12 protein-coding genes and 1 pseudogene are annotated in these 12,741 nt (G+C 58.1%); 7 read left to right on the top strand and 6 right to left on the bottom strand.

Translation table 11 applies throughout. The features are described 5' to 3' along the window. The first annotated feature begins 30 nt into the window (after positions 1-30). Complete coding sequence (locus KW825_RS08190; protein WP_218328899.1) at positions 31-2,451, top strand: YgiQ family radical SAM protein; 2,421 nt, start codon at positions 31-33, stop codon at positions 2,449-2,451. A 177-nt stretch (positions 2,452-2,628) separates the two neighbouring features. Here KW825_RS08190 and KW825_RS08185 read toward each other — a convergent pair whose 3' ends face one another. From KW825_RS08185 to KW825_RS08175, 3 genes are all read right to left on the bottom strand, one after another. Then, positions 2,629-3,702: an LPO_1073/Vpar_1526 family protein gene (locus tag KW825_RS08185; protein ID WP_218328898.1), complete on the bottom strand. Its 1,074-nt coding sequence runs from the start codon at positions 3,700-3,702 to the stop codon at positions 2,629-2,631. Further along, complete coding sequence (locus KW825_RS08180; protein ID WP_218328897.1) at positions 3,692-3,874, bottom strand: hypothetical protein; 183 nt, start codon at positions 3,872-3,874, stop codon at positions 3,692-3,694. The genes KW825_RS08185 and KW825_RS08180 overlap by 11 nt, the downstream gene beginning before the upstream one ends. A gap of 349 nt (positions 3,875-4,223) precedes the next feature. After that, the gene (locus KW825_RS08175) at positions 4,224-4,739 is read right to left on the bottom strand and encodes a transposase (protein ID WP_218328896.1); all 516 of its coding nucleotides are present in this window, start codon (positions 4,737-4,739) and stop codon (positions 4,224-4,226) included. A 441-nt stretch (positions 4,740-5,180) separates the two neighbouring features. Between KW825_RS08175 and KW825_RS08170 the strand changes: the two genes are divergently transcribed. The 4 genes from KW825_RS08170 to aqpZ all read left to right on the top strand — a co-directional run bounded on the left by KW825_RS08170 (position 5,181) and on the right by aqpZ (position 8,076). After that, positions 5,181-5,420: a hypothetical protein gene (locus KW825_RS08170; protein WP_218328895.1), complete on the top strand. Its 240-nt coding sequence runs from the start codon at positions 5,181-5,183 to the stop codon at positions 5,418-5,420. Between the two features lie 50 nt (positions 5,421-5,470). Further along, the gene (locus KW825_RS08165) at positions 5,471-6,379 is read left to right on the top strand and encodes a Gfo/Idh/MocA family protein (RefSeq protein ID WP_218328894.1); all 909 of its coding nucleotides are present in this window, start codon (positions 5,471-5,473) and stop codon (positions 6,377-6,379) included. Positions 6,380-6,578: 199 nt separating this feature from the next. After that, entirely contained in the window at positions 6,579-7,100 is a 522-nt protein-coding gene (ruvC, locus tag KW825_RS08160) for a crossover junction endodeoxyribonuclease RuvC (protein WP_042653963.1), read from the top strand. A gap of 286 nt (positions 7,101-7,386) precedes the next feature. Continuing rightward, complete coding sequence (gene aqpZ, locus KW825_RS08155) at positions 7,387-8,076, top strand: aquaporin Z (protein ID WP_042653962.1); 690 nt, start codon at positions 7,387-7,389, stop codon at positions 8,074-8,076. Between the two features lie 284 nt (positions 8,077-8,360). On the opposite strand, the gene KW825_RS08150 is transcribed toward aqpZ, so the two are convergent. Next, on the bottom strand, positions 8,361-9,116 hold the full coding sequence (locus tag KW825_RS08150) for a lytic transglycosylase domain-containing protein (RefSeq protein WP_218328979.1): 756 nt from the start codon (positions 9,114-9,116) through the stop codon (positions 8,361-8,363). A 157-nt stretch (positions 9,117-9,273) separates the two neighbouring features. Beyond that, a pseudogene (locus tag KW825_RS08145) lies at positions 9,274-9,591 on the bottom strand (alpha-amylase); the annotation flags it as partial. A gap of 446 nt (positions 9,592-10,037) precedes the next feature. On the opposite strand from KW825_RS08145, the gene KW825_RS08140 reads away from it, so the two are divergent. Continuing rightward, positions 10,038-10,478 carry a GNAT family N-acetyltransferase gene (locus KW825_RS08140; protein WP_218328893.1) on the top strand — a complete coding sequence of 147 codons (441 nt, stop codon included), beginning with the start codon at positions 10,038-10,040 and terminating at the stop codon, positions 10,476-10,478. A gap of 4 nt (positions 10,479-10,482) precedes the next feature. On the opposite strand, the gene KW825_RS08135 is transcribed toward KW825_RS08140, so the two are convergent. Further along, a complete protein-coding gene (locus KW825_RS08135; protein WP_042653958.1) occupies positions 10,483-11,025 on the bottom strand; it encodes a DUF1439 domain-containing protein in 543 nt (180 codons plus the stop codon). A gap of 96 nt (positions 11,026-11,121) precedes the next feature. Between KW825_RS08135 and cls the strand changes: the two genes are divergently transcribed. Next, a complete protein-coding gene (gene cls, locus KW825_RS08130; RefSeq protein ID WP_042653957.1) occupies positions 11,122-12,603 on the top strand; it encodes a cardiolipin synthase in 1,482 nt (493 codons plus the stop codon). Positions 12,604-12,741: the final 138 nt, after the last annotated feature.

The following is a 12,741-nucleotide window of genomic DNA, read 5'->3' as shown; positions in this document are numbered from 1 at the left end:
GCGCGACCCGAATTGTTCCAGGTGTTCAAAATGCAGCCGGTTACCCACCTTTTCTCCTATCCCCGCTACTGGGCCGAGTGCTACGGCACGGCGCCCTTCCTGCCCATGTCCCGCGCGGAGATGGACAAGCTCGGCTGGGACAGCTGCGACATCGTCCTGGTGACCGGTGACGCCTACGTGGATCACCCGAGTTTCGGCATGGCGGTCATCGGCCGCATGCTGGAATCCCAGGGCTTTCGGGTCGGCATCATCGCCCAGCCGGACTGGTCCTCCAAGGATGACTTCATGCGCCTGGGCAAGCCGAACCTCTTCTATGGGGTGACCGCGGGCAACATGGACTCCATGATCAACCGCTACACCTCCGACAAGAAGCTGCGCCACGACGACGCCTACACCCCCGGGGATGTGGGCGGCAAGCGGCCCGATCGCGCCACCCTGGTCTACACCCAGCGCTGCAAGGAGGCCTTCAAGGAGGTGCCTGTGGTGATAGGTGGCATCGAGGCGTCCCTGCGCCGCATAGCTCACTACGACTACTGGTCCGAGACCATACGTCGCTCCATCCTGCTGGACGCCAAGGCCGACATCCTGATCTACGGCAACGCCGAGCGGCCGCTGATCGAGGTGGCGCACCGCATCGCCAACGGCGAGACCATGGAGACCATGCAGGACATCCGCGGCACCGCCGTGATCCGCAAGGAGCCGCTGCCCGAGTGGCGCGGGGTGGATTCGAGCAAGCTGGATCAGATCGGCCGCATCGACCCCATCATGAACCCCTACATGGAAGGGGTGCCCTGCTCCGATGACGCCACCGAGGTGGCGCCGGCGGCGCAGGAGGCCAAGCCGGTGCTGGTGCAGCCGCCCAAGCAGAAGCCATGGGAGAAAACCTATGTGAAGTTGCCGGCGTTCGAGCGGGTGAAGGAAGACAAGGTGCTCTACGCCCATGCGTCGCGCATCCTGCACCACGAGACCAATCCGGGCTGTGCCCGCGCGCTCTCCCAGGCTCACGGCGATCGCATCGTCTGGGTCAACCCGCCCGCCTTCCCGCTGGAAACCGACGAGATGGACGGGGTGTTCGGCCTGCCGTATCAGCGGGTGCCGCACCCGGCCTATGGCAAGGAGAAGATCCCGGCCTACGAGATGATCAAGACCTCGGTCAACATCATGCGCGGCTGCTTCGGCGGCTGCTCCTTCTGCTCCATCACCGAGCACGAGGGGCGCATCATCCAGAGCCGCTCGGAAGAGTCGATCATCAAAGAGATCGAAGAGATCCGCGACAAGGTGCCGGGCTTCACCGGCGTCATCTCGGATCTCGGCGGCCCCACCGCCAACATGTACAAGCTGCGCTGCAAGAGCCCAAGGGCCGAGCAGACCTGCCGCCGCGCCTCCTGTGTCTGGCCGACCATCTGCCCGCACATGGACACCGACCATACCCCGACCATCGATCTCTATCGCAAGGCGCGGGATGTGAAGGGCATCAAGAAGATACTGATCGCCTCCGGGGTGCGCTACGACATCGCGGTGGAAGATCCGCGCTACATCAAGGAGCTGGCCAAGTACCACGTCGGCGGCTACCTGAAGATTGCCCCCGAGCACACCGAGGAGGGTCCGCTCTCCAAGATGATGAAGCCGGGCATGGGCAGCTACTACCAGTTCAAGGAGCTGTTCGACAAGTATTCGAAAGAGGCGGGCAAGCAGCAGTACCTGATCCCCTACTTCATCTCGGCCCACCCGGGCACCACGGATGAGGACATGGTGAACATGGCGCTCTGGGTCAAGACCAACCGCTTCAAGCTGGATCAGGTGCAGAACTTCTACCCGTCGCCGCTCGCGAACGCCACCACCATGTATTACACCGAGAAAAACCCGCTCAACAAGGTGAGCCGCCAGGGCGGGGACGTATTCGTGGTCAAGGGTGAGCGCCGTCGCCGCCTGCACAAGGCGCTGCTGCGCTACCACGATCCGGCCGGCTGGCCCATGATCCGCGAAGCGCTGCTCGAGATGGGCAAGGGTCACCTGATCGGCAACGGCCCCGACTGCCTGGTGCCGCCGGAAGGACGCGGCGAGGTCAAGGCCGAACGCAGTATCAACAAGGGCCTCAAGCCTGCATTGACTCGCCACAGCAATATCGTCCATCAGCGGGGCAATGGGGCTGGTAACAAGGCGGCTGGCGGTAAGGGTGCAGGCGCGCAAGGGGCCGCCGCCTCCCAAGGCAAGCCTCGCAGCGACACCCCTGCCGCCAGCAAGGGCGGCAAGGCGGGCAATGGCAAGCCAGTAGGCTCCCAGCTCAGCAAAGGGGCTGGCAACGGCAAACCCGCCGCTCAAGGGGCTGGTCAAGGCAAACCGGCTGGCAAACCCGCCCATAAGGGCAAGGAGCCGACCCGGGCTGGCTCTGCCAAGCCGGGTGCCAAACCAGCAGCCAAAGGGAATGCAGCCAAGCGACCGGCAAGGTGATATTCCTGATTTGGGAAGTGATATAAAATAAAAAAGGCGACCATATGGTCGCCTTTTTATTCAGCCTTTAGGTTGGGATGGCTCGTGAAGTCTAATGTATGAGATAACACCATGTCAGACGAATATTAAATGTTTAGCGCGATACAAATCAACATTAATAAGTTTTCTGTTATAGGATTATTTTACCCATATTCCCAAATCAAAGTTTACATCTTTAACCTTCTGTTTGTAATTAGCTTGGGCTAGCGCAATTCCAACTGTGGTTAATTGTATCTTTGATAGTTTCTTATCTTCTCCATCCCAGTTTTCAAACAAAAACTCTAGCTCTGGCATCTTATTATCTAACCACATTTTTACTTCATTTGAGTTCATTAATTTAGCGTTGAAGTAATTTTTTAGCTTTTGAATATCTTCATTTTCAATGCCAATCTCCTTAGCTTGCTCAGCTAGAAGCCTGTCATTTATGAGGTTGAATTGATATAGGTTTATTGTATGAAAACAAACCATCAATAGTTGGTTGAAGTCAGACATTGGTTTGCCAATAAAACCTTCAAATTCTTCTTTTTCAAAACCCTTTTGAAACATAGCTGGATATTGATTCAGCATCAATTCAGGTATTGACTTATACGAGGAGGCATCTAAAAGTGTTACGCAACCACTATAAGCTAAGTGCTCGAACCACGACTGATGGTAATCTACATTCTTGTCTACAAATATTAAAACCTCAGTTCTAATATAGTTTATCAAACTCTCTAGATTGTTAATATTATTACGAAAAAGGCGAGTTAGAGAAAAATTTAAGGAGAGAATATTTAACTGTTGATTTGTTAGTTTGCTCACGACTTCTAAAGCCTCATCTAAAACAATTTGTTTTGTACTTCGCTCGGAAGTAGAGGCTCGCTGCACGAGGATATCGACTAGCATATATTCTAATTCATGATCGCCAGATTTTGCATATTGTTTCTGAGCTTCATAAAGTGCTGCTTGCATAGCCGGTTGTTTCATTTCTTCAATTGCAGCCTCATTTGTTTCCTTGAGCTTTTGTAGAAAACAGTCTGTTAACTCTACTGCTCTATTTCTTGCCAATTCAGCTGCATCATTAGATAGCTGTATAAAGTTTGACCTATAAACATCAAGGGCAATATCACGGGCATCCGAATAACTGATACCTTGATTTATTACAATAGATTGACCTTGAAGATTTGTTGATGAATCCCCACCTTGTTGTTTTTGAACTTGATCATTTATCATTTTTCTTACCTATATTTATATCACCGCCAGCTTGATAATTTTTAGAACTCTTACCAGATTTCTGGGTTTGTTTTAGCTCAGAATTTTTCTTAAATATTGAAAAAATAAAAACGACAACAGAAACACCAACGCCACTGAAAACCCACTCTTTATTTTCTAACAGCCAACTCATGATATACCTCAGTATTAACTTTCAATTCAAACATTGTAGTGCCGGCTTCCAATAATTCCATTGACCAGCGGGACCATCATCCCTAATTATCAATAAGGATAGATAGGTAGACTAATCTCGTATGTTGGGCTTCGCAGGCTCAGCACCAACCTACACTGTTAAATAATATCGTAGGTTGTGGCTGATCTCGTATGTTGGGCTTCGCAGGCTCAGCACCAACCTACAATGTCAATTAATGTCGTAGGTTGTGGCTGAGCGGAGCGAAGCCCAACGTTTACCCAAAAGATGTTTATCCTTGATAAGTTGAATTTTCATTTTTAAATAAATTTTTACCTCGTAACCATGTTCATTACTCTACATCCAAATCAATATCAAGGGCCCAATCGCTATTTATCCATCCTCGCCTGATATAAAGGTGGATGGAGGAATAAGGCCAGTCGACAGGCTTGATGCAATAACCGTGTTTGACCGGGTTGAAATGGATGTAATTAACGTGGGCCTGTAAATCCATGTCATTCCGGATCAAATGCTCCCAATACCGTCGCTGCCAAATGCCGCGTTCCCGCTTGGTTACCCGGCTTTCTCTTATCCGTTCTGTTTTAGGAAGGGCGCGGGAGAAACCTGCCTTTATCAAGGCCCAACGGATGGAATAATCACTATCGTCTGGCGGCAATCGCCAGATAGTGTGCAGATGATCCGGCATCGCCACCATGGCAATGATCTCGAACGGATGTTGCTTCTTGACGTGGCGGATGACTCCGCGCAACAGATCGATATGGCGGATCAGCAGATCTTGCTTGCGGTTGGCCAGATTGACGGTGAAGAACCAACAGGCTCCGCTGGCTTGGGCGCGGCGATAGCGCATTGATTTCCTTATCGTTGGCTACGAGCTTGTGGATGTCCGGATTTTTGGGGATCTCGAATGTTCGGTAAACGTTGGGCTTCACTTCGTTCAGCGCCAACCTACGCCACCACCGCCGACAGGGAAATCCCACGCTACCGCCCGTGGATGACCGCTTCCAACATGCTTCATTGATCAGCGGCGCAGCAACCCATCGCGGTTCAACAGGTTCTGGATAGTCATGCTAAGCCAAACGAAGCTGGGCCAGCGAGCATAAAACGGAGGTAACCATCAGAAAATCATTGTTATTTGAAGCAGATCATCAAAGCGCATCACCATGCTCAATCAAAAGCGGCCAGGTGATAGTAGCTTTGCTATCTTGACGGCTGGCTAATAGGGGAGGAGGGAATGGTCTCTTCCCTAGACATATTGCAGCGGACATCCCTGCACAGGAGGAGTGAGCGGATGGCGATTAAAGCGAGATCTAGAAGAGAGAAGATTGGCAGCGGGCTCGGGCTGGTGATGGGGCTCATTGCCTTTAACCTGATCGCGCCCCTGCTCCTTGAATCAAAAGATATCTCGAATATGAACCGGATGATCGGGGCCATGGTCAGCGCAATGATCTGCTCCGAGCTGGGTGCCAGAGTCGGCAAATGGCTGGATGCCAGAGAGCAGGCCAAGGGGCTCTCGAAAGAGCTCGAATAGAAAGCGCCGGATGTTACCCTGTGCCATCGCATCCATGACAAGGAGTTCCCATGCGCATTGCCCTGATTGGCCTCGGCGATATCGCCCAGAAGGCCTATCTGCCGCTGCTCGCCAGCGATGAGCGGGTCACCCCGCTGCTCTGCACCCGCAACCCGGCGGTGCTGGACAAGCTTGGCCGCCAGTACCGGATCCCAGAGTGCTTTACCGAGGTGGATGCGCTGCTGGCGAGCCGCCCGGATGCCGTGATGATCCATGCCGCCACCGCCGTGCATGGCAGGCTGGCGGAGCAGTGCCTGCGCGCCGGCATCCCCACCTTTGTCGACAAGCCGCTCTGTGACAGCGCCGCCGAGGTGGAGGCGCTGGGCAATCTGGCCATGGCGAAGGATTGTCCGCTGTTCGTGGGCTTCAACCGCCGTTATCTGCCCGCACTCGCGGCCGCTCGTCAGCAGCCGGTGACCGAGCTGCACTGGCAGAAGCACCGCCATGCCCTGCCCGGGTTGCCCCGCCAGTTCCTGTTCGATGACTTTATCCATGTGCTCGACAGCCTCTGCCACTATGGCGGTGCGCCCACCGGCCCCTTGCATGCCGTGCTCAGGCGCAGTAGCCAGCAGCCCGAGCTGCTGGCCGGGGTGAGCGTGGCCTGGCAGAGCGGGCAGGCGGCGGTGAGCGGCAGCATGAACCGCAGCGCCGGGATCACCGAGGAGCGCATCAGCCTCTATGGCGAGGATCTGTCGCTGCAGGTGGAGAACTGCACCCAGGGCACCCTCGCCCGTGGCAAGCAGCTGAGCAGCATCGCGGTGGATGACTGGCAGCCGGTGCTGGCGCGGCGCGGTTTCAATGCCATGCTGGCGCACTGGTATGCACAGATTGAGGCGGGCAAGGCCGATGGCGCTCTCATCGACAGTTATCTGCGCAGCCATCAACTGGCCGAGCAGCTGGTGACCCTGGCCGGGGAGTAACGCTCGGGTGGGGAGGGGGGATTTACGCTGGCATGGGCCACGGCTTGATGGGGCGCACTGGTCAGTGCGTCGCCATACCACTGTATAAGATGGTGCTTCCGCGCGCAGTCAGCGGGCCAGCCTGCGGCTATGCGAGCCAAGCGGGGGCTTGTTTGCTATCTTGGCGCCCATGATCTGCCTTTAGAGCAACGATGGTTTCATGAGCATTATTTTGGGGATAGATCCGGGTTCGCGGATCACCGGCTACGGCGTGATCCGTATAGTCGCAGGCAAGGCGGAGTATCTGGGGTCTGGCTGCATCCGTACCGACTTGGGCGAGCTGCCGTCGCGCCTCAAGCAGGTGTATGACGGGGTGAGCGAGATCATCACCCAGTTCAAGCCAGACGAGTTCGCCATCGAGCGGGTGTTCATGGCCCGCAACGCCGATTCGGCCTTGAAGCTCGGTCAGGCCAGGGGCAGCGCCATAGTCGCGGCGGTCAACGCCCTGCTGCCGGTCAGCGAATACTCGGCGACCCAGATCAAGCTGGCGGTGGTGGGCACGGGCGGGGCGGCCAAGGAGCAGGTGCAGCACATGGTGACTCATCTGCTCAAGCTGTCGGCTACGCCCCAGGCGGATGCGGCGGATGCCCTCGGGGTGGCGCTCTGCCACTTCCATACCCGCCAGAGCCTGATCAAGATGGCGGGGCGGGTGACCGGCTCGGTGCGCGGCCGCTATCGCTGAGCGCGGGCACGGTCCATCCGGTCCGGCAAAACGTTTCGCCGCTGTTGATTAAATCAGCACTGTTGCCGCAGCCTGTCGCAGGCTCCGGTCGGACCAGTGAGGTCCATAGCGCGTGATAATGACAATCCTCTTAATTAATCAATAACTTGTGATGCTAGTCACATTTCATAGACAAAATGGGCTCACTTCATCTTCTTGATTCACACTCCCATAATGTGGCGCCTGTTTAATGACAGTGTCCGCATGAGCCCCGGCTCATATTTCATCATCATGGGAGATTATTAGCGTGAAACCATATGCAGCTGAGTTTATGGGCACCTTCTGGCTGGTGCTGGGGGGTTGTGGCAGTGCGGTGCTGGCGGCGGCATTCCCCAATGTAGGAATAGGTCTGCTCGGGGTCTCCCTGGCGTTTGGTCTGACCGTGTTGACCATGGCCTTCGCCATCGGCCACATCTCAGGTTGCCACCTGAACCCGGCCGTGACCGTTGGCCTGTGGGCCGGTGGTCGTTTCCCTGCCTCTGGCGTGCTGCCCTATATCGTGGCTCAGGTGCTGGGCGGGATAGCGGCGGGTGCCGTGCTCTATGTGATCGCCAGCGGTCAGGCCGGCTTCGATGTGACTGCCGGCTTTGCTTCCAATGGCTATGGCGAGCATTCACCGGGTGGTTACAGCCTGCTGGCGGCCCTGGTGTGTGAAGTGGTGATGACAGGCTTCTTCCTGTTCGTGATCATGGGCGCCACCGACAGCCGCGCGCCGGCCGGTTTCGCACCGATCGCCATCGGTCTGTGCCTGACCCTGATCCACCTCATCAGCATTCCGGTGACCAACACCTCGGTCAACCCGGCGCGCAGCACAGGTGTGGCGCTGTTTGTGGGTGACTGGGCCGTCAGCCAGCTGTGGCTGTTCTGGGTTGCCCCCATCGTCGGCGGCATCCTGGGTGCCCTGGCCTATCGCATGGTGGCGACCGAGCAGAAATAAGCTCGCGCAACATGCTGCTCTAGAACACGCCTTCGGGCGTGTTTTTTGTTTTATGGGGCCGTGAGTTTTACAAGCTCCGTGTGCTCGGCCGCTTCTTGTGGTGCCGGTGTGGCAGTGGAATCCGAACCATATGGGGGCGGGTCTCGGCATAGGGCGGGATAATGTGGGCTTTACAGGCCCCGGGCGCTTAGCAGCGCCTTGTGGCGCCGGTGCGGCAGTGGCACCTGCGCCACCATATGGGGGGCGGGTCTCGGTATCGGGGATCGCGGGGGAATGTTGATGCTTTACAGGCCCCGGGCGCTCAGCATATCCCGGTAGCGTTGGTGCAGCAGTTTGACTCGCTCCACGTAGGCGCGAGTCTCCGCATAGGGCGGGATGCCGCCGTGTTTCTGCACGGCACCGGCCCCGGCGTTGTAGGCGGCGGTGGCCAAAGAGATGTTGCCGTCATACTGCTTGAGTAAGCCCGCCAGGTACTTCACCCCGCCGAAGATGTTCTGCTCCGCCAGCAGGGCGTTGCCCACCCCGAGCTCGCGGGCGGTGGCCGGCATCAGCTGGGTCAGCCCCATGGCGCCCTTGCGGGAGACGGCCAGCGGGTTGAAGGCGGATTCGGCGTGGATAAGCGCGCGGATGAGGGCGGGATCGACGCTGTAGGTCTTGGCCGCCGCCTTGATGGTGCTGGCATAGTCATAGAGGAAGAGGCCTGTGGTGCGCCAGTTGACCTTGGAGGCGGGATCGCAGGCGTAGCAGTCGTTGAACAGCAGCAGCTCGTAGTGACCCTGATCGGGCATGATGTCGGAGTAGCGGATCACGCCGTTCTTCTGTACCGACTTGTAGACCTGGATCTGGCGGGAGGCCGGCACTGGGGCCGCGGCCACGACCGTTGGCGTTGCTACGATCGTTGGCGTTGCCACGGGCGGTGGGGGAGGTGCCACGGCAGGCACTGAGGGCGGCGCCTCGGCGGCCAGGATCACCACCTCGGCCGGCGGCGGTATCTGGCTCCAGACGGACAGGGGAAACAGTGGGATGGCTCCCAGCAACATCCATGCTTTCAACGGCTTGCTCCTTAAGCCTCGGTAGCCCCGTTGAGTAAAGCATCAGGGGCGAGGCAGAACAAGCTCGGCGAGGCGCCGGGCCGCAATAAAAGCGGGAACCATGAAGGCCGCCCACAGGCGGCCTTCGCTCAGGGCGTCAGCTCGCTCACTCCTGCCGCCAGAGCCGGGCGCTGCGCGCCGGGATGGCGACCCGCACCCACTGGCTCTGCACATTGAGGGTGGCCGCCTGCTCGAGCACGTCTCTATAGGTGCGATACCAGTCCAGCTCGAACTTGGCGGTGTCGAGCCAGTACTCCTGCTCGTAGTCGCACTTGTTGATGCCGACCAGCCCCTGCTTGCCACGCTTGAACAGCACGAAGCAATCGCCGCTGCCGAGCAGATAGGCATAGGCCAGCCTCTCGTCGGTCTGGTTCAGGATCTGGTAGCGAAAACCGTCGTTGGTTGGAATATCGTGGGTGATGGCCGGTTGCGCGGCAGGCACCCGACTCAGGCCGCGACAGCGCTGGGCTAGAGCGAAGTTTCATCATGGGAGGCAGGCTCAAAATGCCACTCGCATGGCGCCATTTGTTGGGCCAAACATCAATGATGCATGGCTAATGAATGTTTACATTTTCAGCTTCTTATTTTAAATCAGTATCTTGAGAGCGTTTCTGTGGCATAGATGCGTAAAACGGGTAGGATGGATCCATCAGCATCGCACCGACGTCTACGCTAAGTGCAGCGCCGGGAGTCATGCCAGGCCGGCCACCAGGGTTACAGAGCGTGATATCAATAACACCGTTTTTTGTGACGCCAAGGCGTGCTATCTTGGCTGTGGTCTGACCTGTCAGGTTGACTAGGCACGGATGATGAATGGAAAGAGAGGGCCGCTGGGCCAAGGGTGAAATGGGTGTGACAAGCAGGCGGGCAATGGAGTTCAGTTTCGAAGAGTACTGCGATGCGGATCTCTCCCTGATCAGGGACTATTACGAGACGACATTCTCCCACTATGTGCCGGATCTGGCCGAGCGGATCTTCGTGGTGCGCGATGCCCACTGGCTGGTGGGCGCCGTGCGCCTGCGCGACGAGCAGGATTACTATCACCTGTGCGGTTTCAGGCTGTTGCCGCACTACCAGTCCCTGGGCCTGGGTTCCCGCCTGTTGCAGCGGGCCTGTCACGATCTGCTGGACAAGCCGGTGGTCTGCCACGCCCTGCCATTCGAGAAACCCTTCTACTTCAAGGCGGGCTTCGCCCATCTGCCCCTGCACGAGCTGGGCGGGCCGCTCCATACCTTGTATCACCAGCAGCGCGAGCAGGGTTACCAGATCGATCTGCTGGTGCGCCAGGCCAATACCCCGGCTTACAACTGAGCGCTTACTGGGGCTTGGTCAGCAGGTGGATCTTGCCAGGTGACAGCTCCAGCCCCACCAGATTTTCCTTGAGCCAGAGCTGATTGGGATCCTTGGCGTCGAGCCGATAGACGGGTTGAGTCTCCAGCCGCTTCTCCATGCTCTGCAGCAGCATCCTGAGCATGAAACCGAACTTCTGCTCGGCCTCTGCCGGCTCCAGCTTGTAGTCGATCAGCTTCATGTTATCGAGAAACAGTGCGCTCTGGGCCTTGTCGTAGCGCGGTCTCGCCTCGTAGGTCATGTTCAGCAGCGCGTCGTACTGGGTCTGGTCCGGCAGGGAGATCTTCAGCTTGCCCTTGCCAAACACCCGGGCGGTATCCGGGCTCTGGCGCCCGATCTGGACGTCGCTCTGCTCGAGCTGGACATGGGCCTTGATGATGCCGGGCAATTCCAGCTGTTTGTCGACTTGCACCTGGGATTGCAGGTACTGGTTTATCTGCTGCTCATTGATGTCATATGAGCCTTGACCTAACATGGCCAGGCTCAGCAGCACAGATTGCAGGATCATGCTAACGACCTGATAGAATGGGTTTGTGCTACAGCATACCATTCTGATCCCCCGGGATCTGCCCACGTCATTTGTTCATTGCACCAAGGAATCGCCTTGCTCGACGGTTTGGAATACGACATCCAGTTGCTGTTTTCCCGCTTCCTCGGCTGGCTGCTGCTGCTGTTTCACACCGTGATAGTGGCGGGGATCTCGCTGCGGGTAGTGATGAAAAGGCGCCCCATCGGGGTCTCCCTCGCCTGGCTGTCGCTCATCTATGCCATCCCGTTCGCCGGGGTCGGCTTCTATGTGCTGTTTGGCGAGATAAGGCTCGGTCGCAAGCGGGCCGAACGTGCCCAGGCCATGTACCGTCCCTATGCTATCTGGATCCGCCAGCTGGCCCGCCTCTTCCCCCAGCACTGCTGCGAGGTGGGCAGCAAGGCGCGGCCGCTGCACGATCTGATCCAGGGGCGGTTGGCCATGCCCATGCTCTCCGGCAACCGGATGACGCTGCTGCACAAGCCACAGAGCATCTTGCAGGAGATAGTGCGCGACATCCGTCAATCCTCCCAATCCTGCTATCTGGAGTTCTACATCTGGCATCCCGGCGGGGACGCCGACACAGTGTGCGAGGCGCTGATCGAGGTGGCGCAACGCGGCGTGGATTGTCGCGTGTTGCTCGATTCCATCGGCAGCAAGACCTTCTTCCGCTCCGCCTGGCCGCGGCAGCTGCGCAAGGCCGGGGTCAAGCTGGTGGAGGTGCTGCCGGTCGGGGCCTGGCGCATCCCGTTCCAGCGCCAGGATCTGCGCATGCACCGCAAGCTGGTGGTGATCGATGACAGGGTCGGCTACACCGGCTCCATGAACATGGTGGACCCCCGCTTCTTCAAGCAGGACGCGGGCGTGGGCCAGTGGGTCGACATCATGATCCGGGTGCAGGGGCCAGTGGTGCCGCTGATGTGGTCCACCTTCGTCTGGGACTGGGAGATGGAAACCGGCGAGCGCCTGCTCGACAGCCTGCAGCACGAGCCCGAAGCCTGGCCGCAGACCAACTACCGGGCCCAGCTCATCCCCTCAGGCCCCTTCGTCGGCGGCGACTGCATCCAGCAGAGCCTGCTGCTGGCCATCTACCAGGCGCGCCACCATCTGGTGCTGACCACCCCCTATTTCGTGCCCGATGATCCGCTGGCGGCGGCGCTCTCCTCGGCGGCGGCCCGCGGCGTGCTGGTGCAGCTGGTGCTGCCCCATCGCAACGACTCCCTGATGGCAAACCACGCCAGCAACTCCTTCATGGAAGATCTGCTGGCGGCCGGGGTCGAGATCTATCGCTACGATGCCGGCTTGCTGCACACCAAGAGCGTGCTGGTGGATGACGATTTCGCCCTGGTGGGGACGGTCAACCTCGATCGGCGCAGCCTCTGGCTCAACTTCGAAGTGACCCTGCTCATCGACAACCCGGCGTTCGTGGCCGAGATGAATCAGCTGGTGCAGGGCTACATGCTGGAGGCGACCCCCATGTCGCTGGTCAAGTGGCGGGCCCGCCCCTGGTACAAGAAATTGCTGGAGAACATCTTCTACATGTTCAGCCCCCTGCTATGACGCCAGCCAGTGGCTCGTGTCCTGGTGGCTGACGCGTCGCTTACCGCTGCAGATAGCGGCTGGCGAGGGGCCTGAGCGGTCCGCTTAGCCCCTTGTTATGACACAAGATAATAAGCCTCGACCCGGCATGGGGCTTGC

The organism is Aeromonas sp. sif2433 (genome assembly GCF_019218705.1).
In the GTDB taxonomy this organism is placed as follows: domain Bacteria; phylum Pseudomonadota; class Gammaproteobacteria; order Enterobacterales; family Aeromonadaceae; genus Aeromonas; species Aeromonas encheleia.
This window is presented reverse-complemented; position numbering and strand designations above follow the sequence as displayed.